The organism is Flavobacterium sp. 5 (assembly GCF_002813295.1).
Taxonomy (GTDB): domain Bacteria; phylum Bacteroidota; class Bacteroidia; order Flavobacteriales; family Flavobacteriaceae; genus Flavobacterium.
This window is the reverse complement of record NZ_PHUE01000001.1, coordinates 3,547,501-3,570,955: the sequence shown is the minus strand read 5'-3', so window position 1 is coordinate 3,570,955 and position 23,455 is coordinate 3,547,501. Positions and strand designations below refer to the sequence as shown.

Annotated in this window: 27 protein-coding genes; 15 read left to right on the top strand and 12 right to left on the bottom strand. The window is 31.6% G+C overall.

Annotated features, from left to right (window positions below):
- Nucleotides 1-5: 5 nt before the first annotated feature.
- From CLU82_RS14935 to CLU82_RS14920, 4 genes are read right to left on the bottom strand one after another with little or no spacing between them, the layout of a single operon-like run.
- Nucleotides 6-749, bottom strand: a complete 744-nt coding sequence (locus CLU82_RS14935; protein ID WP_100843831.1) for an SDR family NAD(P)-dependent oxidoreductase — start codon at nucleotides 747-749, stop codon at nucleotides 6-8.
- Nucleotides 749-1,834, bottom strand: coding sequence for an aromatic ring-hydroxylating dioxygenase subunit alpha (locus CLU82_RS14930; protein WP_100843830.1), 1,086 nt, complete (start codon nucleotides 1,832-1,834; stop codon nucleotides 749-751). The genes CLU82_RS14935 and CLU82_RS14930 overlap by 1 nt, the downstream gene beginning before the upstream one ends.
- The gene (locus CLU82_RS14925) at nucleotides 1,831-2,886 is read right to left on the bottom strand and encodes a ketoacyl-ACP synthase III (protein ID WP_100843829.1); all 1,056 of its coding nucleotides are present in this window, start codon (nucleotides 2,884-2,886) and stop codon (nucleotides 1,831-1,833) included. Before CLU82_RS14925 ends, CLU82_RS14930 begins: the two co-directional genes overlap by 4 nt.
- A gap of 5 nt (nucleotides 2,887-2,891) precedes the next feature.
- Nucleotides 2,892-3,122 (bottom strand): phosphopantetheine-binding protein, encoded by a 231-nt coding sequence (locus CLU82_RS14920; protein ID WP_100843828.1) that lies wholly within the window; start codon nucleotides 3,120-3,122, stop codon nucleotides 2,892-2,894.
- A gap of 256 nt (nucleotides 3,123-3,378) precedes the next feature.
- Between CLU82_RS14920 and CLU82_RS14915 the strand changes: the two genes are divergently transcribed.
- From CLU82_RS14915 to CLU82_RS14895, 5 genes are all read left to right on the top strand, one after another.
- Nucleotides 3,379-4,455: a DegT/DnrJ/EryC1/StrS aminotransferase family protein gene (locus tag CLU82_RS14915; protein ID WP_100843827.1), complete on the top strand. Its 1,077-nt coding sequence runs from the start codon at nucleotides 3,379-3,381 to the stop codon at nucleotides 4,453-4,455.
- Between the two features lie 56 nt (nucleotides 4,456-4,511).
- Nucleotides 4,512-5,084 carry an L-threonylcarbamoyladenylate synthase gene (locus tag CLU82_RS14910; RefSeq protein WP_100843826.1) on the top strand — a complete coding sequence of 191 codons (573 nt, stop codon included), beginning with the start codon at nucleotides 4,512-4,514 and terminating at the stop codon, nucleotides 5,082-5,084.
- Nucleotides 5,085-5,166: 82 nt separating this feature from the next.
- Nucleotides 5,167-6,600: a CCA tRNA nucleotidyltransferase gene (locus tag CLU82_RS14905; RefSeq protein WP_100843825.1), complete on the top strand. Its 1,434-nt coding sequence runs from the start codon at nucleotides 5,167-5,169 to the stop codon at nucleotides 6,598-6,600.
- Nucleotides 6,601-6,624: 24 nt separating this feature from the next.
- A complete protein-coding gene (locus CLU82_RS14900) occupies nucleotides 6,625-7,644 on the top strand; it encodes a COX15/CtaA family protein (RefSeq protein WP_100843824.1) in 1,020 nt (339 codons plus the stop codon).
- A 180-nt stretch (nucleotides 7,645-7,824) separates the two neighbouring features.
- A complete protein-coding gene (locus CLU82_RS14895; RefSeq protein WP_100843823.1) occupies nucleotides 7,825-8,598 on the top strand; it encodes a CDP-alcohol phosphatidyltransferase family protein in 774 nt (257 codons plus the stop codon).
- Between the two features lie 92 nt (nucleotides 8,599-8,690).
- On the opposite strand, the gene CLU82_RS14890 is transcribed toward CLU82_RS14895, so the two are convergent.
- The 8 genes from CLU82_RS14890 to CLU82_RS14855 form a co-directional block, all read right to left on the bottom strand.
- Entirely contained in the window at nucleotides 8,691-9,461 is a 771-nt protein-coding gene (locus CLU82_RS14890) for a LytTR family DNA-binding domain-containing protein (RefSeq protein ID WP_100843822.1), read from the bottom strand.
- Between the two features lie 37 nt (nucleotides 9,462-9,498).
- Nucleotides 9,499-9,855 carry a 2TM domain-containing protein gene (locus tag CLU82_RS14885; RefSeq protein ID WP_100843821.1) on the bottom strand — a complete coding sequence of 119 codons (357 nt, stop codon included), beginning with the start codon at nucleotides 9,853-9,855 and terminating at the stop codon, nucleotides 9,499-9,501.
- A gap of 19 nt (nucleotides 9,856-9,874) precedes the next feature.
- Complete coding sequence (locus CLU82_RS14880; protein ID WP_198520229.1) at nucleotides 9,875-10,180, bottom strand: 2TM domain-containing protein; 306 nt, start codon at nucleotides 10,178-10,180, stop codon at nucleotides 9,875-9,877.
- Nucleotides 10,181-10,222: 42 nt separating this feature from the next.
- Entirely contained in the window at nucleotides 10,223-10,525 is a 303-nt protein-coding gene (locus CLU82_RS14875; protein WP_100843819.1) for a 2TM domain-containing protein, read from the bottom strand.
- 2 nt (nucleotides 10,526-10,527) lie between these two features.
- Nucleotides 10,528-11,886 (bottom strand): 2TM domain-containing protein, encoded by a 1,359-nt coding sequence (locus tag CLU82_RS14870; RefSeq protein ID WP_100843818.1) that lies wholly within the window; start codon nucleotides 11,884-11,886, stop codon nucleotides 10,528-10,530.
- Nucleotides 11,887-11,906: 20 nt separating this feature from the next.
- Complete coding sequence (locus CLU82_RS14865; protein ID WP_100843817.1) at nucleotides 11,907-12,530, bottom strand: hypothetical protein; 624 nt, start codon at nucleotides 12,528-12,530, stop codon at nucleotides 11,907-11,909.
- Nucleotides 12,531-12,562: 32 nt separating this feature from the next.
- Nucleotides 12,563-12,976 carry a DUF2141 domain-containing protein gene (locus CLU82_RS14860; RefSeq protein ID WP_100843816.1) on the bottom strand — a complete coding sequence of 138 codons (414 nt, stop codon included), beginning with the start codon at nucleotides 12,974-12,976 and terminating at the stop codon, nucleotides 12,563-12,565.
- 133 nt (nucleotides 12,977-13,109) lie between these two features.
- Nucleotides 13,110-15,269, bottom strand: a complete 2,160-nt coding sequence (locus CLU82_RS14855; protein ID WP_100843815.1) for a TonB-dependent receptor — start codon at nucleotides 15,267-15,269, stop codon at nucleotides 13,110-13,112.
- 142 nt (nucleotides 15,270-15,411) lie between these two features.
- Here CLU82_RS14855 and CLU82_RS14850 point away from each other — a divergent pair, with 142 nt between their 5' ends.
- From CLU82_RS14850 to CLU82_RS14805, 10 genes are all read left to right on the top strand, one after another.
- Nucleotides 15,412-15,870, top strand: coding sequence for a DinB family protein (locus CLU82_RS14850; protein ID WP_100843814.1), 459 nt, complete (start codon nucleotides 15,412-15,414; stop codon nucleotides 15,868-15,870).
- A gap of 18 nt (nucleotides 15,871-15,888) precedes the next feature.
- Nucleotides 15,889-16,497: a hypothetical protein gene (locus CLU82_RS14845; protein ID WP_100843813.1), complete on the top strand. Its 609-nt coding sequence runs from the start codon at nucleotides 15,889-15,891 to the stop codon at nucleotides 16,495-16,497.
- A gap of 54 nt (nucleotides 16,498-16,551) precedes the next feature.
- Entirely contained in the window at nucleotides 16,552-17,010 is a 459-nt protein-coding gene (locus CLU82_RS14840; RefSeq protein WP_100843812.1) for a YciI family protein, read from the top strand.
- A 113-nt stretch (nucleotides 17,011-17,123) separates the two neighbouring features.
- Nucleotides 17,124-17,273 (top strand): hypothetical protein, encoded by a 150-nt coding sequence (locus tag CLU82_RS21020; RefSeq protein WP_157813368.1) that lies wholly within the window; start codon nucleotides 17,124-17,126, stop codon nucleotides 17,271-17,273.
- A gap of 426 nt (nucleotides 17,274-17,699) precedes the next feature.
- A complete protein-coding gene (locus tag CLU82_RS14830) occupies nucleotides 17,700-17,960 on the top strand; it encodes a hypothetical protein (RefSeq protein ID WP_100843810.1) in 261 nt (86 codons plus the stop codon).
- Nucleotides 17,957-18,346, top strand: coding sequence for a VOC family protein (locus tag CLU82_RS14825; protein WP_100843809.1), 390 nt, complete (start codon nucleotides 17,957-17,959; stop codon nucleotides 18,344-18,346). Before CLU82_RS14830 ends, CLU82_RS14825 begins: the two co-directional genes overlap by 4 nt.
- 114 nt (nucleotides 18,347-18,460) lie before the next feature.
- Complete coding sequence (locus CLU82_RS14820) at nucleotides 18,461-19,741, top strand: chloride channel protein (RefSeq protein WP_100843808.1); 1,281 nt, start codon at nucleotides 18,461-18,463, stop codon at nucleotides 19,739-19,741.
- A 4-nt stretch (nucleotides 19,742-19,745) separates the two neighbouring features.
- A complete protein-coding gene (locus CLU82_RS14815) occupies nucleotides 19,746-20,342 on the top strand; it encodes an HPP family protein (RefSeq protein WP_100843807.1) in 597 nt (198 codons plus the stop codon).
- Nucleotides 20,343-20,507: 165 nt separating this feature from the next.
- Nucleotides 20,508-22,169, top strand: coding sequence for a S41 family peptidase (locus CLU82_RS14810; RefSeq protein ID WP_100843806.1), 1,662 nt, complete (start codon nucleotides 20,508-20,510; stop codon nucleotides 22,167-22,169).
- Nucleotides 22,170-22,215: 46 nt separating this feature from the next.
- On the top strand, nucleotides 22,216-23,373 hold the full coding sequence (locus CLU82_RS14805) for a hypothetical protein (RefSeq protein ID WP_157813367.1): 1,158 nt from the start codon (nucleotides 22,216-22,218) through the stop codon (nucleotides 23,371-23,373).
- Nucleotides 23,374-23,455 lie beyond the last annotated feature (82 nt).

Below are 23,455 nucleotides of genomic sequence, written 5' to 3'. Positions count from 1 at the left end.
GTAAATTATATGGTTGAAGTTCTTCCTCCGTCTAAAACTATATTTTGTCCAGTAATCCAACTGCTTGCCTCCGATAACAAAAATACAATCGGGTTGGCAACCTGAATCGGGTCGCCATATCCTAAAGGATATTTTTTTTCATCCTGCTGAATTACTTCTAAAGATAGATCTTCAATTGATTTTGAAGTTATTTCTGTTTTTACCATTCCCGGTGAAACACAATTTACTCTTGTTCTACTGTTTGCAAATTCGCTTGCCCAAACTTTTGAAATCGCAATTAATGCCCCTTTACCAGCTGCATAAATTCCGTTTCCTTTCATTCCGAATAAACCTGCGATAGAGGAAACCAAAACAATTGAACTTCCTTTATTTATTTTCTTCTTTTTGAAAATCAGATTCACCAGATATACAATAGAATCAAAATTTATGGATCGCATTTCATTCATTAATTCCTCAGAATAAAACTTAACCGGTGCTAATGATACTATTCCAGCAGAATGCACGATTCCATCAATATTTTCAACTGTATCTACAATAGCTTTGATATCATCCATTTTAGATAAATCGGCAGCTATAAAACTATTTTCGCTTCCGCATTCCTCGATCAGTCTTTCAAGAAAATCCTGACGTCTGGCAACTGCTATAAATGTTCCTCCCTGCCTTACTATTGCTAAACAAGTTTCGTAACCAATGCCCGAAGACGCTCCGGTTACTAGTATTTTTTTTCCTGATAAATCAAATGGATTCATTATATATCTTTTAATTCTTTTTTATTAAAATAGTCATAGAATTTTAAAATCCTAAATTCCTCATCACCAAAAATGGGAGAGCTGTCTTTAAAATTCACTAAATTGGTCTGAATATTTTCGACTATCTTTTTGTCTTCATTCAAAACCAGATCCAACGATTCATTGGAACTGTTATTTATAAAATCAATAATATTCTGTTGTGATTCGGTTAGTTCATTTTCAAATTCAGGAGCAAAATAACGTACTCTTAAATTTGTTTTTGAGGCTGATTCCGGAAACATAAATCCAAAATAAAATCCTTTACCTTCGACTGAACTTATAAATGCATTCGGATAAATATAAAAATGCAAATAGCCCTGCGGTTTAAAAGTTCTACCTGCTAATGATTTTTCGATGATTTTGTTTGGTTTAACATCTTCTCCTTTTGGGAATTCACACCAGCTGTGCGCATCAAAAAAATCAAATTTCTCAGGAGGCACAGAACCAAAACCCATTTTTGCAAATGAATTTTCATGTACTGAAGTACAGTGATAACATTCTAACACATTTTCTACCAAAAGCTTCCAATTGACTTTATGTTCAATTGTATAGTCGATCGTTTTCGCACCAAAATGTTTGCTTATATCTTCTAACGGACTAAACATATTCCCTAGATAATCACCTAAACTTTTATCAAACTGATTATTTAATTTTATAAAGACAAAATCACCACAATAATCAACTTCGTATTCTTTGAGCCTTAATTCATTGATGTTGTCTTTCTCAAATGAGTTACGGCACATTAATCCAATTACATTTCCTTTTTTGCCATAAGTCCAGTTATGATACAGACACGAAGAAACCCTGTTCCCATAAGGCTCTTCATGGATTGTATTAAAACGGTGTAAACAAACATTTTGAAAAGATTTTATGGTACCGTTATAGTTTTGGATAAAAATTTTATTTCCAAAATACTCTAAAGTAACAAAATCATTGTTGTTTAATAATTCATTTTTATGTGCGACCAGTAACCAGGATTCATTAAAAAACAAAGACTTTTCTTTTAGATAAACGGCTTCATCTATGTAATTTAAATTTTTTATCATATTTCAATTAAATCTGAAATTACAACATTTTCCAATCTTATTTTTGCTGTTCCCCAGGATAAACCAACTCCAAATCCGCAAATGATTAAATCCTGTGAAGTGTTTGTCAGACTATCTTTTAATTCAGTTACAATTGTTAATGGAATCGTTGTAGAAGATGTATTTCCGAACTCTTTTAAGGAATAAGGAACTTTTTCAACTGGCAGTTTTAATTTTTTAACAATCATTTTATTCATCATTAAATTGGCCTGATGAAATACAAAATGGCTGATTGCTTCCTTATCGATTTCAAATTTTTCAATCAGTTTATTTACGGTTTTTGGCGCTTGTGAAATTCCAAAACTAAAAACATCCATCCCGTCAAGGACTAACTGGCAGGCATTTCTTTCTATTCCGGGAGAAATAGTGTGATAAGTTAAAGAATCAGCATTTATACGGTTTCTGGATCCGCCGTCATTTACAATTATCGTTTTATAACCGGAACCATCACTACCTAAATCAAAAAGCATATTATCTGCCTTTTCATCATATTCAAATGCTGTTGCACTCCCTCCGTCTCCAAAAAGCGGAACCGTACTCTTATCTGATTTGGAAAGTAATTTACTACTTGTATCTCCAGCCAAAAGCAATCCTTTTTTGAGACCAGTTGCCTTCATCATACCTGCTATTATTGACATTCCGTAAACGTATCCTGAACATCCCAAAGGAACATCAAAAGCGATACAATTTGTAGACAATCCCAATCTATCCTGAAGTATGGCAGCAGAAACAGGTAAAATATAATCGGCAGTCTGCGAAACAAAAACCAGGATCTCTATTTCTTCTTTTTGCCAGTTCAGGTCTTTGATTAATTTTTCAGCAGCCTCAGAGCATAAATCAGAAGTGCAGATTTCCTTGGTTGCAATACGTCGTTCTTCAACTCCGGTTGCATCAACAAATTTCTGAATCTCTTCTTGTGTCAATATATCCAAATCAATATTGCGTTCCTTATTTTTTGGAACGCAACACGATATACCTTTTATTGCAATACTATTTACTGAAAAAGTAGCCATTTCAATTACCCTTTATTTTTTATTATTTCGAAAATATCATTTAATGATTTCGAAGATTTTATATCATCACCAGTTAATTTTACAGAATATTCTTCATCAGCCATCGCAATTAATGACAAAGCTGTCAACGAATCCCATTCTTCCAAATCTCTAAAAACAGTTTCTTGTTTTATTAATGTTGCATCTGTATCATCTAAAAGTTCTGCAAAATTTTGCAAAAAAGTGTTAATTTCCATAGTATTCCTAAATTTATTTTATTTTTATTATATATGTTTTTTATAAAAATTTAAAAGAAAAGATGTTAATTTTATTTCAAGAAAAATACTCATAAAATATTGTTAATCAGGTAATCATGAGTAACCAAAAATTGTTCTATTTTTTAAAATTCCTGCTTTTGCTGATAAATCAGCATTCTTTTCCTATTTTTACCCCACAAATATAACAATAGTTTACCCTTAAAGGTAAATTAAACGTACTAAATCCATAATTATAATGATTCCAGTAACCAAAACTTTTCTACCCCCACAAGAAGAATACAATTCTTATGTAAAACGTGCGTGGGATAAAGTTTGGCTCACAAATCGTGGTGAACTGACAATAGAATTAGAAGATAAACTTAAAGAATATCTCGATGTTCCTCATATTACGATTACTAATAACGGTACAATACCTTTGCAAATTGCCTTAAAACTATTTGGTAAAGGTGGAGAAATAATTACAACTCCTTTTTCTTATGTGGCTACTTCTGCTGCAATTGTGTGGGAAAATTGCACTCCAATTTTTGTTGATATAAATCCTGAATATCTAACTATAGATGAGACCAAAATTGAAGCAGCAATAACTTCAAAAACAACTGCAATTTTGGCAACTCACGTTTTCGGAAATCCTTGCCATGTTGAGGCTATAGAAATTATTGCAAAAAAACACAACCTGAAAGTAATTTACGATGCTGCACATTGTTTCGGTGTAAAATACAACAACCAATCTATATTTAATTTTGGAGATGTAAGTACTTGTAGTTTTCATGCAACAAAATTATTTCATACAGGAGAAGGAGGTGCCATGTTTTGTAATGATGATAAAATACAACACCAGTTGTTTTTTAGCCATAATTTTGGGCACAATGGTCCATTAGAATTTTACGGTCTCGGAATTAATGCTAAAATTTCCGAATTGCAATCAGCAATGGGATTAGCTCTTTTCCCTTATATGGAACATATTATTGCAGAAAGAAAAAAAGTAACTGATTTTTATAATACGAATTTAAACTTTAACAATTTAAAAAACATAAAAATTAGAGAAAATACCGAATGGAACCATAGTTATTATCCAATACTTTTTGATTCAGAAGCTACTCTATTAAATGTTCAAGAAGCATTACAAAAAGAAAACATAATCCCTAGACGCTATTTTTATCCTTCTTTAAATACCATTACTTATACTAAAGGGAATAAAATGCCACTATCAGAATCTATCGCTTCAAGAATAGTGTGTTTACCATTATATGTGGGACTTTCTACAATTGATTTACAGAAAATTGTAGACATTATAAATAAACTAACATCTTAATAATACTGCATCGTTTTAAACAATCATCAAGTTGTTATTAAATAAAAATTTCTATTATGAGTCAGGATTTAAATCAAGAAATAATTAACGCATACGAAGTTATAAAAGAAGGAGGTATTATCCTCTATCCGACTGATACTGTGTGGGGAATTGGCTGTGATGCAACTAATCCTGAAGCAGTTGCAAAAATATACAAACTCAAACAACGAGCTGAAACTCAAAGCATGATTTGCCTAATGAATGGCGAAAAAATGATCTACAATGTTTTCAAAGAAGTTCCTGAAGTAGCTTGGCAAATTATGGATTTATCCGAAAACCCAACTACATTGGTACTTGATAATCCTAGGAATGTGGCAAAAAATTTAATTGCAGCCGATAATACTTTAGGGATTCGCATCGTCAAAGAACCCTTTTGTTTTAAATTGATGGAGCGTATGAAAAAGCCATTAGTATCTACCTCGGCAAATATTTCTGGGCAGTCTACTCCAAAAAGTTTCAAAGAAATTAGTCCTGAAATTATAAAAGGCGTTGACTATGTTGTAAATTTGCACCACGATAAAATTGCCGGAAAACCTTCAACAATCATTAAATTAACTAATGATTCACAGGTGAAAGTAATTCGAAAATAATTTTCAGATTGCAATTTTCATTTGCAATTTGTTAAAAAATTTCAAACTTTTCCATAAAAATTGGGATTAAACAAATTTAAGAATGAACATTAAAACTTCCTATAAAGAATTTTTAAATAATAAAATATTCGAAGTCATATCGAAAGCATCACAAGAACTTAATGTGGAAAGTTATGTAATTGGTGGCTTTGTACGTGACTTACTTTTAAACAGAGACTCCAAAAAAGACATTGATATTGTTGCTGTTGGAAGCGGTATCGAATTAGCTTTAAAAGTATCTGAATTACTGCCTAAAAAACCAAAAGTTCAGGTTTTTAAAACGTATGGTACAGCCATGTTACGTTTTGAAGATACCGAAATTGAATTCGTTGGAGCCCGAAAAGAATCATACAATCACGATAGTAGAAATCCAATTGTAGAAAACGGAACACTTGAAGATGATCAAAACAGACGTGATTTCACCATCAACGCACTAGCTTTATCCTTAAATTCAAATAATTTTGGCGCTCTTTCAGATCCTTTTAATGGAATATCTGATTTGACCAACAAAATAATAAAAACACCTCTTGATCCTGACATCACTTTTTCTGACGATCCATTGCGAATGCTCAGAGGAATTCGATTTGCTACTCAATTAGGATTTGACATAGACCAAGATTCATTGGACTCTATTACTAAAAATGCCGAGCGCATCAAAATAATTTCTGGAGAACGTATTGTCGAAGAGTTAAATAAAATTCTTTCTACTGATAAACCCTCAATCGGATTTTTATTGTTATTCAAAACTGGCCTTTTAGATATCATTCTTCCCGAACTGACTGCTTTAAATCAAGTTGAAGAAATAGAAGGTCATACACACAAAAATAATTTTTACCACACTCTTGAAGTCGTAGATAACATTTGTCCAAATACGGATGACGTATGGTTGCGTTGGTCGGCTTTATTACATGATATTGGTAAAGCACCTACCAAACGCTTCAACAAAAAACAAGGCTGGACATTTCACGGGCATGAATTTCTTGGTGGAAAAATGGCTAAGAAAATATTTGAACGCTTACACATGCCATTAAACCATAAAATGAAGTTTGTACAAAAAATGGTTATCATGAGTTCTCGACCAATTGTTTTAGCACAAGATATTGTAACAGATTCTGCCGTTCGCCGTTTGGTTTTTGATGCTGGTGAAGACGTCGAAAATTTAATGACACTTTGTGAAGCCGATATAACTACCAAAAACCCTAATAAATTTAGAAAATACCATAGTAATTTTGAAATTGTTCGAAAAAAGATTGTAGAGGTAGAAGAACGTGACCATGTCCGCAATTTTCAACCACCAATTTCTGGAGAAGAAATCATGGAAATCTTCAATTTGAAACCATCCCGTGAAATTGGAATGCTCAAAGAAGCTATTAAAGAAGCCATTCTGGAAGGTGATATCGCCAATGATTATGATGCCGCTTATGGATTTATGATGAAGAAAGCAGAAAAATTAGGATTGAAAAAAACGGAAAACTAATTAAAAGATTAAAGTACATATAAAATGAAAAACAATAAATCCGTAATTATCTGGCTTCTATCGGGTTGCTTTTTAGTGTTTGTAATGGTAGTTGTTGGTGGGATTACCCGATTAACCAATTCAGGGTTATCAATGACCGATTGGCATTTGGTTACCGACACTCTTCCTCCTCTAACAGAAGCAAAATGGCATGAAACATTTGACCAATACAAACAATTTCCTGAGTACCAAAAAATCAATATTCATAACGACTTTACACTTTCCGATTATAAATTCATCTATTTCTGGGAGTGGTTTCACCGTTTCATCGGGAGAATAATTGGTCTTGTATTTATTGTTCCTTTCTTCTATTTTCTGTGGAAGAAAAAAATTGACAAAGCCACCCTTAATAAATGTTTTGTTTTACTTGGAATGGGAGCTTTACAAGGTTTTTTTGGTTGGTTTATGGTAAGAAGCGGCCTAGTCGATAATCCTGATGTTAGTCATTTCCGCCTTTCATTACACCTTACATTTGCCTTTATTACTTTTGCATATACCCTTTGGGTCGCTTTAGATTTAATCTATCCCGATAAAAAACAAGTCATTGTTCCATTACGAAAAATAGCCCGATACGCATTAATCTTTTTACTTCTGCAAATCATTTACGGAGGTTTTGTTGCAGGTTTGAATGCCGGTTTAATTCACAATCATTGGCCTTTGATGAGCGATGGGGAATTCTTTCACGAAAGCATCGCACTCGAAAAAAACACTTGGTTGGAACGCTTCACCGAAGGAAAAAGCGGTGTACAATTCGTTCATAGAACCTTAGCTTATTTTGTAGTAGGGCTTATTTTATTCCTTTATTTTAAAAGCAAAAAATATACCCTTGACTCACAACAACAAAAAGGATTAAACGCATTGGTACTAATCGTTTTTATCCAATTTACTTTAGGGGTTTGTACATTGCTTTATAGTGTTCCGCTTTGGCTAGGTTTAACCCATCAAATCGTCGCTTTCTTTTTATTAACAGCAATGACATATACTTTGCACCGATTGAGTAAATAAACAAAAATCGCAATCAAAATCAATTCATAACAAAACGCTTTTGAAAATATATTAACTCCTTGTAGAGTTCATTTTCAAAAGCGTTTTGTCATTTTAAAATTACAATTTAGCAAAATGCTCAAAATAGCATTACTTTTGTAGTCCGACTATATTGTCACATCTCATCGCTCACTTATCACAATGTCTAAACTTGCCGCACAAAATCAATTCCTTGATTTATCTGATTATGGTAGACCGTTTGCAAGATATTTTGCAAATCAATTAAAAAACACACGTTTTACTCCTATACACGTAACGCTTCTTTTTGGCGTTTCTGGACTAATTGCCATTTATTGTGTGATACAAAACCATTACTATTTTGCTGCTTTTTTTATCATTTTAAAATCAATAATTGATGCCATTGATGGGGAACTGGCACGTGCAAAAAATACACCATCATACACTGGAAGATACCTCGACAGTATATTTGACATCATCTTGAATTTTTTGCTTTTAATGTCTATTTGTTATGTATCCAAAACTACTTTTTGGACTACAATTTTAGCATTTATTGGTATCCAATTACAAGGCACTTTATACAATTATTACTATGTAATTTTAAGACATAAATTAGAAGGAGGAGATACAACAAGTAAAATTTTTGAAGACAAATCTCCTAGAGCATTACCTGGTGAAAGTCAAAAAACTGTGGATCTTTTTTTTCGAATATATACTTTCGTTTACGGTATATTCGATACAATCATTCACCGTTTGGATAAAGAAGCTTATAAAGTAAAATCATTTCCAAATTGGTTTATGACAATTGTTTCGTTATATGGCTTAGGCTTTCAATTACTGCTTATAGCAATTATGCTTACATTAAACAAAATAGAATACATTGCTCTGTTTTTAATTATTTACACTTTACTTATTTTTGTCTTAATTGGCATCAGAAGAGTGTTTATTCGTCCATAAAACGACTATAAGCAAAATCTATGTACAATACGTAAACAACATAAATTCAGAATTTTAGACAAAACCACCTCAACAATAAAAATAAGACAGTGCTAACCTATCCAATTTTTAAAATCTGAAACCTTTTCTCTGCTTACAATTACCTCATCTTCCTTATAAGTAGGCAAAACAATCTTTAATCTGGAGTTGCTGTACATCACTATTTCCTTTATTGCCTTGAGCGAAACAATAAACTTTCTACTAATTCTATAAAAATCTTTAGTATCGATTTCTTGTTCCAAAAGTTCCAAAGTAGTATCGATTAAATAATCTCTGTTGTCGAAAGTATGAATATAAGTTCCTTTATTTTCGCTAAAAAAACATTCGATTTCATCTACTGAAATTACTTTTAGATGTTGCCCTATTTTGACTGTAAATCTTTTTTTGAATGTTTTTTCAAAAGGGTTCGCAAACATTTTTTTGATTTGTTCAAAATCCAACTGCAAGGAATTTTTTCCTACAGAAAGCGTTGAATCAAAACGATCTTTAAATTTAAAAACAGCAGTCTCCAAATCATCTTCATCGATGGGTTTCAACAGGTAATCAATACTGTTTAATTTGAATGCTTTTAGTGCATATTCATCATAAGCAGTTGTAAAAATAACAGCACTTTTTATGTTTATTTTTTCGAAGATTTCAAAGGACAAACCATCTGATAATTGGATGTCTAAAAATATTAAATCGGGGTGTTCATTTTTAGAAAACCAGTCAATTGATTCTTCAACAGAATGCAGCATAGTTTCTACTGCAATATTCAATTTTTCGAGTTTTCTTTGTAGCAATCTCGCTGCTGGTTTTTCGTCTTCGATAATTAGTGTGGTCATTTAATAAAGTGCAAAAGGTGAAAAAATTAGTCTAAAACTACTCCCATTTATTTGTGTTCGCTTTCTCTTTCTCCATATAATTTTGGATTTTCTTTTGTTCCCAATCATCATTAAAAAACAAATCAGTCCCAAAAACAGTTGCCCCATGTGCAATTAAAGCTATTCCCCAAAATATTGCGGTTGAAAAAGTATGCCAATTCCAAAACCCAGAGTTCCCAATATAATCTCTATTAAAACTGGAAATAAGAATAATTGCATTTACAATAAAATATACTTTTAAATGTGAATAGAATCCTTTTATTCTTTTTACCTTTTTGTACGCTATATTATAGTTTTCATCTGTGCTAAATTCTCGTGAATCCTCTTCGAACATTCGTCTTGTAAATCGTCCCATTTTATTTATATTGAGTTAATTATTGCCATTTGTTTTTATTCTCTTTCTCTTTTTCCATCAATTCTTTGATTTTTCGTTCTTCCCAATCTTTCCCTAAAGTTGGTAATACTTCAAAAACTTTCAATCCATGAAAAAGAACTCCCAATCCCCACCACATTAATGGCCAATAAAACCATAAACGATCTGGTGATGTCCATAAATTAATTACAAGCAAAACAATATTTACAACAATAAAAGCTGCGAGATTTCCATAAAAACCTTTAATATTTTCTACTTTCTTTTTTGCTAAATAATATTTATCCTCTTCGTTATACTTAATTTCCATGATTACCTTTATTTTTATTCTAAGATGTTTTTCAGTTTATACTTACTCCCATCTTTTTTGGTTATTTTCTTTTTCCAGAATCTCTTTAATTTTTCGTTCTTCCCATTCTTTATTAAAAAGAGGAGAACAATTAAATGCCTTCAATCCATGTAAAACAACTGGAATTCCCCAACCTAACAAACACCACCAAAAATACAAAAACCCTGGTGAAGTCATAAGATTTACAACTATTACAATTGGATTACAAAGAAGATACACAGTCAAATGTTGGTAAAATTTCTTTATTTCTTCCACTTTCTTGTGAGCTTGATAATAACGTTCCGCTTCCGTATAATTTTTCTCCATTATTATTTCCAGGATTGTTTATTGTTACCCTTTTCCATAAACTCTTTGATTTTTCTTTCTTCCCAATCGGTACTATATCCAAAAACTTTAAAAGCATGCATTACAATTCCAAATCCCCAACCTAAAGCCGAAAACCAAAACCACTCAAAATTAGGTGAATATGTCACATTTATAAAAACTAAAAAAGGAATCACACAACAATATGAAATTACATTTCCATAAAATCCTTTTAATTCTTCTACTCTTTTTTTAGCTCTGAAATACGCTTTATTTTCATCGCTGTAATCTGTACTTGTTTCCATAACTGAAATTTGTTTAGTTAAAATTGGAATTTTAACAGTGAAACTTTGCTCATTTTCTTCAATTAGAACTTTTCTATTAGTAATGATTCCATAACGATCCACAATATTTTGAAGACCAACTCCTTGCCTACTTTGTATGACTTCCTTTTTTTGAAAATTATTTTGGATTGCCAGATAATCGCCATCAACAAATATTCGAATATGCAATGGTCTTTGTTCACTTACAACATTGTGTTTTACTGTATTTTCAAGCAAAAGCTGTAATGATAACGGAACCACTTTTGCATCCGGAATGCCATTTGTCGCTGGCAATTCGTAAAACAGACTGTTTTCAAAACGCATTTTCAACAAATTCATATACGTTTTTGCAAACGACAATTCATCTTCAACAGAAACTAATTCTTTGTCTTTTTGTTCTAAAACGTAGCGATAGATTTTTGACAAAGAAGTGGTAAAACGTTGTGCATTATCCGGATTTTCTTCAATCAAAGAACTTAATACATTTAAGCTATTAAACAAAAAATGCGGATCAATCTGATTCTTTAAAGTTTCAAACTTTGCATTGGCGGTTCCTGCAATAATTCTTTGCTGAGTCACTTCAGATTTCGAAGCTTGTTTCCACTGTACCATAAAGCTTCTGGCTTGCATAAAAGTAGAGACTCCTAATGATAAAATGATGTAAAAAAGGTGTACCCAAATCATTCTTTCGCTAAAAAAATTACCTAAAGGCAGATCCTGAACTATCACAAAAATGACATAATCAATTCCTAAGACAGCTGGAACAGTGTACAAAACAGTAACCAAAATTCCATAATATACTCTTAGATTTGTTTGCTCGAGCCAATCCCATTTTCTATCTAAAAGAACATTAAGAAAACCATTCCCGAAACCAAGACCGAAAGAATACAAGCAACTTAAACAGAACGTAAGTAATACATTTTTTACAGTTAAATTGGGTCCTAAACAAACAGAAAATATTATTGTAAAAACCATAGAAATCTTGAAACACATTATCGTTCCGCTTTTCAAATTTCCGAATGTATTTCTATAGTCTTTCATTTATAGGTAGGCTTAAAGTATTATTTTTTACAGTTTTTTTGAGATTCCAAAGCTCTTTCTAATCCCCATTTTGGAGAGAAAGAAGTTTCAGGTTTAAAAGTAGCAAAAAGTTCGACAGCTTTATCTACTTGTGAACATAATGGTTTTGTATCTACCCCTGTCCATTTGGCTCCTCCCAACTGATAATCCGCTTCGCCAAAAACAGCTCTTGGATTATTAGGGTTTATTGCTTTAGCTTTAGCATAATCCTCCATTATTTTACCTGAATATTTTTGGGCATTTGTCATCGGATCTTGTACAACCCAAGCTGTATAAAGTAAAGCTTGCATCACATATAATTCTGAATTATTTTGATCTTTTATCATTTCAACATCAAGAGCATCTTGTGCTTTTGACAATAGCAATTGAGCTTTAGATTTATCTTTTTCTGAAAAAGCAGCAGTTGTGTTTATTAAAGCTACATAGTAATTAGGCAGCCAGTTATTTTTTTCTGCAGAAGCAATTCTTTCGTACATTGACGAAGCTTCATCTGTTTTCCCTTCTTTCCAAAGCCCAGAAGCTTTTGTCATTCCTTGTTCAAATTGTGTTTGTGCTGAACTTATTACTACTACAAATAATGCTATTGTCGTGATGATTTTTTTCATTTTGATATAATTTAAATGGTTATTTCTATTTTTTAGTTATTGAATACAACGTCAACTTTCAAGTCTTTATTAATGTCAAATTTAGCATCTGTATATCTAGGAGGCCCCATAAATCCTTTAGCATTATTTGAACAGGCATAATCTTCAGAAGGGATTCCCATCATATTTTTATCAAGTTTTCCATTACTATTTTCATCTTGATAGGCCGAAATCCCATATTCTCCTTTTGGAATACCAACAAAAGTAACTGTAGCCTTATTATTTTTAATTTCGGAAGCAATACTTTTATAAGTCGATTTAAGGAATGTTCCATCTGAGTTGTACAAACTCACTTTTAAAGTTCCTGTATCGTTTTTTAAACCTGAAACAGAAACAGTTAGATTTACATTTTGTGCAGACATTAAGCTGCAGATAAAAAAAGCGATTGCGGTAGTGATTTTTAACATAGTGTTTGATTTTAATTGTTGTTATTTTTGATGATTGAAACGATTATTAATTTATACTTCAAAAGTATTTCAGTTTTAACTGATTTAAAATTTAAAACTACCGAACTGTAGATTTTTGAGGATGAATTGCGATTTATAAATTCTTCAACTGATTATCATTTTTATTCTGGCTAATTGTCCAGAAGAAACCAACGAAGAAAAATCGATCTGCGGTTGGTGTAACGGCTTGTCTATTATAAACTCCATTTGCATCTGGTAATTTTGCATAATCATATCCAAAAACATTTTGACTTCCTAAAATATTTGATACAGAGAAATAAAGAATTTTTTGTGTTGTTAATAAATAAGCCCAGTTAAAACTCAAACTGTTATACGACTTGGTTTTTCCGCTCATAAACTGCGTTTGATTTGGATCATTATAAGGTCTTCCTGTACTGAAACTATTGGTGAATCCAATTTGTGATTTCCAATCGGTAATAAAATATTTAGTTACAACTGATAAATTATTATTGGCTATAAAACTCGGTGTTGCCATGGTTGGAAAATTTTTATACTGTCTTTCAGAATCGATATACGAATACGAAATCCAATATTCAAGGTTTTTATACAAATTACTATCTCTCCAAAATAAATCCAATCCTTTTGCATAACCTGAACCGTTATTATTGAAAACTGAATTGTACTGAATATCTTTAGAATCATATTGAACCAGATTACTGTAATCTTTATAATAGGCTTCCGCTCTAAAAGTCTGTCCCGGTTTTGTAAATTGATAATTTAGAATATAATGCCTTGCCTTTTCGCTCTCAAACTGATGGTATTTAGAATATTTAATGTAATCAACAACTGGTGTTTGAGTAAAATCTCCGTAAGCAAAAGAGAACTGACTGGTTTTAGAAACTTTATACGCAATTGAGGCTCTCGGAGCAAGGTTAGTTTCGTTTAACAAACTATTATTGGAAAGCCTTAAACCAACCTTTAATGCTAGATTTTTAGAAAATAAAACATCACCCTCTGTATAAAAAGCTGCAATATTAGAATCATAACCATTGGCAACTTTAAGCGTAATGTTGTCATCAAAATTTTCATTGAATTTTGTAATAAAATAATCTGCTCCAAATGACAAATTAAAATAATTTGAGAAATGTTTTCTTAACTTCAATTTCAATTGTGCAGCATTTTCGTCGCTATCAACATCACTTGTATTGTACTTTACTTTATTGCTATTGTAACCATAACTTATACCCGAAGTTAAACGCCAACCCGTTCCAAAAGTTCCATTGTAAGAAGCATTCAAATAGAAATTATTATTATTTAAATCGGTTCTGATTTTCTCTTCGAAGTTTACATTTTTTTGATTCAAATCGAATTTCTCAGAATCAAACGCTGCATATAGTTTGAAAGTTCCGTTCACAAAGTGATAACGGTAAACTGTTTCTCCAGACAATGATTGGTATGGACTATTCCACTCTACATTTTGTGGAATTACCGCTTGATAAGGCGCTAAATTGATGTAAGCTGTATTAACACTCAACGAACTTTTTTTCCATTTTTGAGTATTTCCCAATCCTAAACCCACTGTCATTAATGAAATCTCTGTTTTGTTTTGATCGGCCTCATCCTGTGTATTTAAAAGTAAAACACTTGATAAAGCTTCACCATATTCTGCCGAATATCCTCCAGTAGAAAAAGCGATTCCACTAAACAAAAAAGGAGAAAAACGACCACGTGTTGGTAAATTATTAGTGGTTGCTCCATATGGCTGTGCAACTCTAATTCCGTCAACAAAAGTCTGCGTTTCGCTTGCTTCTCCCCCACGAACAAACAAACGACCATCTTCGCCAACACTTTGTGTTCCTGGCAAAGTTTGTAAAGCGGCAACAATATTCCCAGCAGAGCCTGCAGTAGTTACAATATCCAATGGTTTAAGAACAGAAACTCTGGCTTTATCTCCAGATTCTAATGTTCCAGCTGTTATAACAACCGCATCAAGAGCATTTACATTTTCACTTAGCTTAACGATTTGATTTTTAAAATTAGCGACATCAATTTCTTGTTTGTAGGTATCATAAATTAAGAGACTCACTATCAAAAATTGATTTCCTGCTGCTGTTGTTTCAAAAGAAAAATCACCAGTTTCGGAACTTGTCGCTCCATCATAAGTTCCGTCAATGTAAATATTAGCTCCTGCAACTGGTTTTCCTTTCGCATTTGTAATTTTGCCCGAAATAGTATTTTGTGAAAATAATGCGATACTAAATAAAAAAGCGACTACTAAAAAAATGGTTTTCATAAGATTATTGATTTTGATGAGGCAAATGTATTTTAACAGTTTTAGTTAAAAAATATTTAAAAACCCAACTGTAGAAATTCGGGGATGAGTTGTCAATTACTTATTTGTATCTTAGCTTTTGAATTTAAAAACTCTATTTATTATGTCAGAAAGTAAAAGAATTTCGAATTTATATCAATCCATTTATAATGGAAACCCGTGGCTTGAGGTTACACTAGCAGATACTTTAAAAGAGGTACATGCAGAACAGGCTCACAAAAAAGTGCATCCTAATTTGAATACAATTTGGGAAATTGTCAATCATCTTATACAATGGAGGAGAAATATTTTGAGGCGTGTACAAGGAGAAACAATTATAACACCCGACCATAATTATTTTGTACCTGTTATAGACCCATCTGAAGTTGCTTGGGCACAATCACTTCAAACTCTGGCAAAATCACAGGAATCATGGAATGCTTTTTTTGAAGGTTTTAATGATTCCGATCTGGCAAAAATATATCCGGCAAATAATCACACGTTTTACGAACACATTCATGGAATCATCCAGCATGATGTTTATCATTTAGGACAGATTGTTATTTTAAAAAAACTTCTTTAAAACAGCAAAATAAATGATATGAAATATATTGATAAGATTGAACATCTGCTCCCCTTAGGTTATGTTTTCCTAGTATTAATGGGGATTATAAAAGAAAGTGTATTCTTTTATCAAATAGGGATTAATATTTTGACCTATTCATCAATTATGGACATTTTAATTAGCCCATTAGCGACATTAACTTCAAATCCATTTACATTAATCGCTGTAATTATAATCATCGTATTACATTTTTATTTACCCAACATACTGCTTAAAAATGACCACAAAAATTGGGTTAGAAAACTTTTTGAATTAAAAAAAACAAAAGATGAATTATCAGCAGAAGATCTAAATAAATATTATATCACAATTTCGATAAAAACTCTTTGCACTTCTATATTATCAATTTTTTTAGGTTTTGGTTTAGCCGGAGGCTACTTTATTTCAAAAAAAATAAAAAACAACAAACTAGAATATGATTACAAACTCAACTATAATAGCGGAGAATCCGAAAATGTTTTCATAATAAATTCTAATACAGAATATTATTTTTATATAGCCAAAGGCAATCAAACCATAAAAATTGCCCCAGTAGCATCGATAAAAAACATCGAACTGACAAATAACCGAATGCTAAATAAATAACAATTTCTAATCCTAAAAAAACAAAATTGTTCTATCCTTAAATTTCTATTTTATATGAAAAAACCAATACTAATCCTCGCTTTTTTATTCCTGAGTTTAGTTTCTTTTTCACAGGAAACAGAATCTAAATACGACGAAAAACTGGCAAAATCTCTAAATGCTGATGAACGTGGCATGAAGAAATATGTATTTTGTCTTTTAAAAACTGGAACTAACACAACAGCTACTAAAGAAGAATCTCAAAAAGCATTTGAGGGGCACATGACTAATATTGGCCGATTAGCAAAAGAAGGAAAATTGGTTGTTGCGGGGCCCTTTATGAAAAATGATAGAAATTACAGAGGTATTTATATTTTTAATGTTGAAACCGTTGAAGAGGCCAAAGCACTTGTTGCTACCGATCCTGCTATACAATCCAACTTACTAGAAGCCGAATTAACACCTTGGTATGCTAGTGCTGCTTTGCAGGAAACAGTAAAAATTCATGATAAAATAGTAAAACCTAAATTTTAATCCGTTGATTATAAAACGGCGCCCGAAGATCGTTTGCCGCAGTTAGAAGCTTGCTTGAGGCAGTCCGAAGCTCGTTTGAAGGAGTCCGAAGCTAATTTGAAGGAGTCCGAAGTATGTTTGAAGGAGTCCGAAGCTCGTTTGAAGGAATCCGAAGCTCATTTGAAGGAGTCCGAAGTATGTTTGAAGGAGTCCGAAGCTCATTTGAAGGCATTATTTTTTCTTCGGAGTCCTTATTTAACTGGACGGAGCACAAAAACAGCTGAAATAAACAAAATTTGAGCTTTATAAGTTTCTACTCATTATTAACTATCTTTAATAAAAGAATAAAACAGAACAAACTTTCACCAATCTAGACTGTTTTGGGTATAAATAAGAAAGTTTGTATTGCATATTAATGAATTCGTAACGATGTTACTACAGAATATTAAAATTCAATAAACTAACAAGAAAAATTAAAGAATTATGTCAAGAATTGTAATGGTAATAGGTTTATCAATCGCTTTCATAGGCTGGGCTTTATACAGACTTCTAATTAAAAAAGACTTAAAGCAAAATTTAAATAACGTATACCTTGGATTATTTTTTATTGGAACATGGGCGCTACTCTATTTTTTTATTGTTGAATACTTGTAAACTCCTGTTCTAAAGGCTATAAAATTTTAAGTATAATAATTTAAACAAAATTAAAGATGCCACACCTTTTAGCAAAACTCAGAAATGTACCTTTTGAAACCATCAAAGAGGTCTTAGAAAACGACAAAGCTTTTCATGCATCCGAAGAAATGTATTTAGAGCATATTTGGCAAAATGTCGATGATGAAAATGAAGTGTTATTTCTTTTCAGAATTAATTCAATAGAAAACACCAAAAAACTGATTGAGAAATTACATTCTAAAGCATTAGAACAAAATCCAGATGCCAATTTACCTAACATGACTTATTTACAATGATTGCATTAAACAAAATACACCACATCGCTATTCTCTCTTCTGATTACGAAAAATCAAAACATTTTTATACCGCTATTTTAGGGCTAACGCCTATACAAGAAATCTATCGTGAAGAGCGACAATCCTATAAACTTGATTTAGCTCTGAATGGAAACTATATTATTGAATTATTTTCCTTTCCAAATCCTCCACAACGTCCATCAAGACCAGAAGCTGCTGGATTACGCCACTTGGCTTTTGAAGTGAATGACATTCAGGAAACAAGACAATACATAATCAATCAAGGCTGCATTGCCGAGGAAATACGCATCGATGAATTTACTGAAAAGAAATTTTTCTTTATAGCTGATCCAGATAATACACCCATTGAATTTTATGAGCAATAATTGTCATTTTATCAATTTTAACATAATAAAAGGGTTATTTTTTAGGAGAATACCATATTGATTCTTTAATTTTGCGAAACGTATAACTTTTTACGCTTTACAAACTTACTACTGATGAATAAAACGGCTAAAATCAAAAAAAATCATCAATTCATTGTTCTTCGAAAATTAATAATAGTTTCCACTTTAATCGGTTTTCTTTCTGCATTTTTAGGTATTACACTAAAGAAAATGACCGAATACTACGAAGGTGTTTTTCTTCGAGAAGTAACTTTAACTCCAATATATTTAGTCATCTTTCCTATTTTTGGATTATCAGTAATTTATTTTTTAAGACAATATCTTTTTAAGAAAAAAGAGAACAAAGGCATTAAAGAAGTTTTTGAAAGTACCGAATCGAGTTCAAAAAACTTACCTTCTTATAAAATTCCATCCCATTTTATAAATGGATTATTAACCGTTATTTTTGGAGGTTCAACTGGAATTGAGATTTCTACTGTTGTTGCTACCGCAACAATTGGTTCTGTAGCACAACAAAAATCAACTATTTTTCGTCAATACAAAACAGAATTAATATGCGCTGGAGTTGCTGCTGGGATCACGGCGTTATTCAGCAGTCCAATAGCTGGAATTTTATTTGCTGTCGAAGTTATTTCAAGAAAAGTTACTAAGGCTTATATTATTTCAACTGTTATTGCAGTTTCAATTGCTTTTGCTTTGCTATCCATATTAAAAGAAGAGCCATTATTTACGGTTTCTATTACAACCTGGCATGTAAAAGCAATTCCTTATTTTATTCTTTTGGGTATTCTAGCTGGAATAAATTCGGTTTATCTTACTCGTTGTGTTTTGTTTTTTAAATCTCAATTTGCTAAAATCGAAACTCATTATTACAAAATAATAATAGGCTCGATTGTTCTGACTGTTTCATTGTTTATTTTTCCACAATTATATGGAGAAGGATATCATTCTATAAAAATGATTTTTGGTAATTCAACCCAACTACCATTAACCATAACTTTAGCTTTAACTTTCATTGGGATTTTAATTTTAAAACCAATTGTAACCTCTATAACTTTAGTTTCTGGTGGTGATGGCGGTGTTTTCGCTCCTAGTCTTTTTATTGGAGCTTTTTTAGGATTGTTACTTTCATCGATATTAAATACCTACTTTAATATACAAGTAATTCCTTTAAACTTTATGATTATCGGAATGGCTGCGGTATTAAGTGCCAGTATTCATGCTCCTTTTACGGCTATCTTTTTAGTATGTGGTTTAACCAATGATTACACTTTATTTTTTCCAATATTAGTAGTTTGCCTAATTTCAAAATATACTGCAAAAATGATTTATCCATTTACAGTTTACTCTTATTCGCCTAGTATAATAAAATAAACCTATGCCTGTCCAGAAAATAAAAAGAGGTTATCGTAAAACAAAATACGTACTTTATAAAGAAACTTTAATTGATTTTAAAGAACATTTCTGGTCTTTTCTAGGTTCATTTGTTGGTATCGGAATTCTAGCTTATATTCAATCTATCCATTTCAAAGGAAACGATGCGGTTTATTTAATTGGTTCATTTGGAGCATCGAGTGTATTGATTTATGGTATTATTCAAAGTCCATTTTCGCAACCAAGAAATCTGGTTGGAGGGCATTTGATTTCGGCATTAGTTGGTGTTACAGTACATAAATTAGCTCCTGATATCATTTGGATAGCTGCTCCCCTAGCCGTTTCGTTTGCTATCATTTTTATGCAAATGACGAAAACCTTGCATCCGCCGGGAGGTGCAACGGCACTTATTGCCATTATTGGTTCTGATAAAATAAAAGCTTTAGGCTATATGTATGTCTTATCACCTGTTCTTGTTGGTGTTTTGATTTTGCTTACTGTGGCTTTAATTTTTAATAACATGACACCCAACAGGTATTATCCAACGCATAAAAAATATCATAAGCTTAGAAAGAGGATTTCGAAAGTTATCAGAAGATGATTTTTGAAGACTAAAATTTTTACGATAAAAATGTTAACACGAATTGCATCAATTTTCACAAATTAGTTTTTGAAAATTGGTGTTTTTTTTGTGAGTATATTTTTATTTAAAATTTATAATTCTATTTTTGATAAAAATATACTCACTTTTTCAATTAGCCCCCAAATGAAAAAAAACTTCTTATTTTTATTCTTAGTATTTACTCAAATTATTTTCTGCCAAACCAAACTTACCGAAACTCAAAAACTCGCTGCCACTTGCAAAGTTTGGGGATTTCTTAAATATTATCATCCGAATGTTGCTGATGGTAGTAAAAACTGGGACGAACAACTTTTTGAAGTTTTACCAAAAATTGAACAAGCTCAAACTAAAGAAGAATTTTCATTAATTCTGGAAAATTGGATAGATGCTTTGGGAGAAGTAAAAAAAATTGCTCCAATTATCCCACCAAAAGATATCGAATATTTTGATAAAAATTTTGATTTGAGTTGGACAAACAATAGTAAGTTGTTTTCGAAAAAACTTTCTGCGAAATTAAAATTTATAGAGGATAATAGATTTCAAGGTGAACAACATTATGTAGAAGGGCAAAAAGCGGGAAACGTTAATCCTATAAACGAAAATCTTTCAGACCTCAACTTCAAGGAAAAAAAATCCAGGATTCTAGCATTGTTTATGTATTGGAATCTGATAGAGTATTTTTATCCTTATAAATATATCATGGATCAAAAATGGGATTTTACTTTAGACAAAATGATTCCTCAGTTTAGCGAAGCTAAAAACAATGAAGAGTTTTGTAATGTATTTGAAAAATTGACTGTCAAACTCAATGATTCTCACGTTACATTTTACGCATATCCAAACCAAGAGTCAATCAAAATCAAAAACTATTTTCCTGCCAAAGGCAAAATAATTGATGAAAAAATAATCGTTACCGAAATTTTAGCAGACAGCCTAGCACTAGCCCAAAATATAAAAATAGGAACAGTTATTACTAAAATAAACGACAAAACAATAAAACAAATTATAATAGAAAACAGAGATTTAATACCCGCCTCAAACGAACCAGTTTATTTAGACCGATTAGTAGAATCTGTACTGTACGGATATTCGGATAGTGTAAAACTAGAATTTTTGCAAGATGGGAAATATTCAACAAAAAATATAAATTGGTACAATTATCATGATTCTCATAGAAATGAATTTAAAAGAGGAGCTAGAGTCAAAAAAGAAAAATTCAAACTTTTAGACAATAATATCGGTTATGTAGATATGGGAATTTTGGAAGTTAAGAATGTTCCTGATATGATCGAAACCTTACAATCAACCAAGTCCATTATTTTTGATATGCGTAATTATCCGCAAGGAACCATGGAAGCAGTATCAAATTTCTTAAAAACTAAAGAAAGTGGATTTGCAATGTATACACAACCAGACTATACTTATCCTGGAAGATTTACATGGACTAAGTCGCACCCTTCAGGAATTGAGAACAATGCCAATTACAAAGGAAAAGTTATTGTATTACTTAATCAAGAATCTATAAGCCAATCCGAATGGATCGCTATGAGCTTTAAAACTGCGGGTAATACTACGATCATAGGCAGCCAAACCGCTGGCGCTGATGGAAACACAACTCAATTTCAAGTAATAAAAGCATTCTACACTGCCTTTACAGGAATTGGTGTTTATTATCCTGACAGAAGCGAAACCCAACGAATCGGGATTATTCCAGACATCGAAGTTAAACCAACTATTAAAGGGATTCAAGAAGGAAGAGACGAGGTTTTAGATAGGGCTTTACTGTTTATTGAAACTGGAAAGTAAATTCAACTATAAAATGTCGTCAAAGGGCTCAAATTATTTAAATAAAATGAAAAAATATCAGTTTCTAATTGTAGTTATTTTAATAAGTATTGGTACTAATGGACAAACTATTGTACCCAATATTTCAGCTAGAGTTGATACTTCTAAAGTTGCTATTAAAGAGGTATATCATCTATATAAACACTATCTTAATTCAAGACCTGATAGTATTTATCAAAATCCAGATTGGAATGTTAATGAAGCTAAATATTATGTAAAAAATAAATTAAGAGTTGACAGAGCTGCTAATTTGATGTTTTATTATAATAATTCAACCAAGTATTTTAGTCGCTCTATCCCTAAAATACTGCAAATAGACAGTGTTGCCACAAACAGATATCAGATCAAAACTATTTTTTCTGAAAAATGTCCCGATGGAGAAAATGAAAAATTTTCTCCAGATTGGATTACCAAATTATATGCTGTAAGAGATGCCAAAGGGGAATTCAAATTAGAAAATACAATCTCTTATGATACTAGAAAATGGAAAAAGTATCAATACAAATTCATAAACTATGTGGTACATCCAGATTGTAGCTTCAACAAAAAAGAAGCTTCTAAAGCTGTAGCATTTTGTGAAAAAATTGCAAAACAATTTAATATAAGAATCGAACCTTTTACCTATTTTCAGTTACCAAATTCTGATGCGATGGGCAAGCTTTATAATTTTGATTATTGGATGTCTTATTTAGGAGGTCAAACCTTTCATTCTACAAGAGAAATTTTTACTACTTATGGAAAGGAAAATTATCCGCACGAATTTGTTCATTTATTATTTCCTATGCCAAAGGATGGTAATTTAGGTTGTCCAGGAATAATAACAGAAGGATTAGCTACTTGGTTAGCAGGGCCAAATAGTAATACAAGTTTTGAAGAAGCTTTAAAAGAAGTTTCAAAAACATTTCAGAAACAAGATAAGCTTACTTTAGAAGATATTATGACTTTTAAATTCCGCAATAAATTTGACAATAACATTTTATATGTTACTGGTGGGGTGATTTGCAGACTTGTTTATGAAAAACAGGGTGAAAAAGGAATCTGGGAACTGTACAATTCCAATCAGGATAATTTTAAATTGGTTTTAGAAAAACAGTTTGGAATGAATTATGATGAATTGGAAACAATAGTAATAAAAACCATAAAAGAGTACAACACGACAAAATAACAAATTCAATTCAGAAAATCTTTTCAACAAATCCCGATTCTGAAATCTGAAATCTAAAATTAAACTTTACATTTGCTCTTTC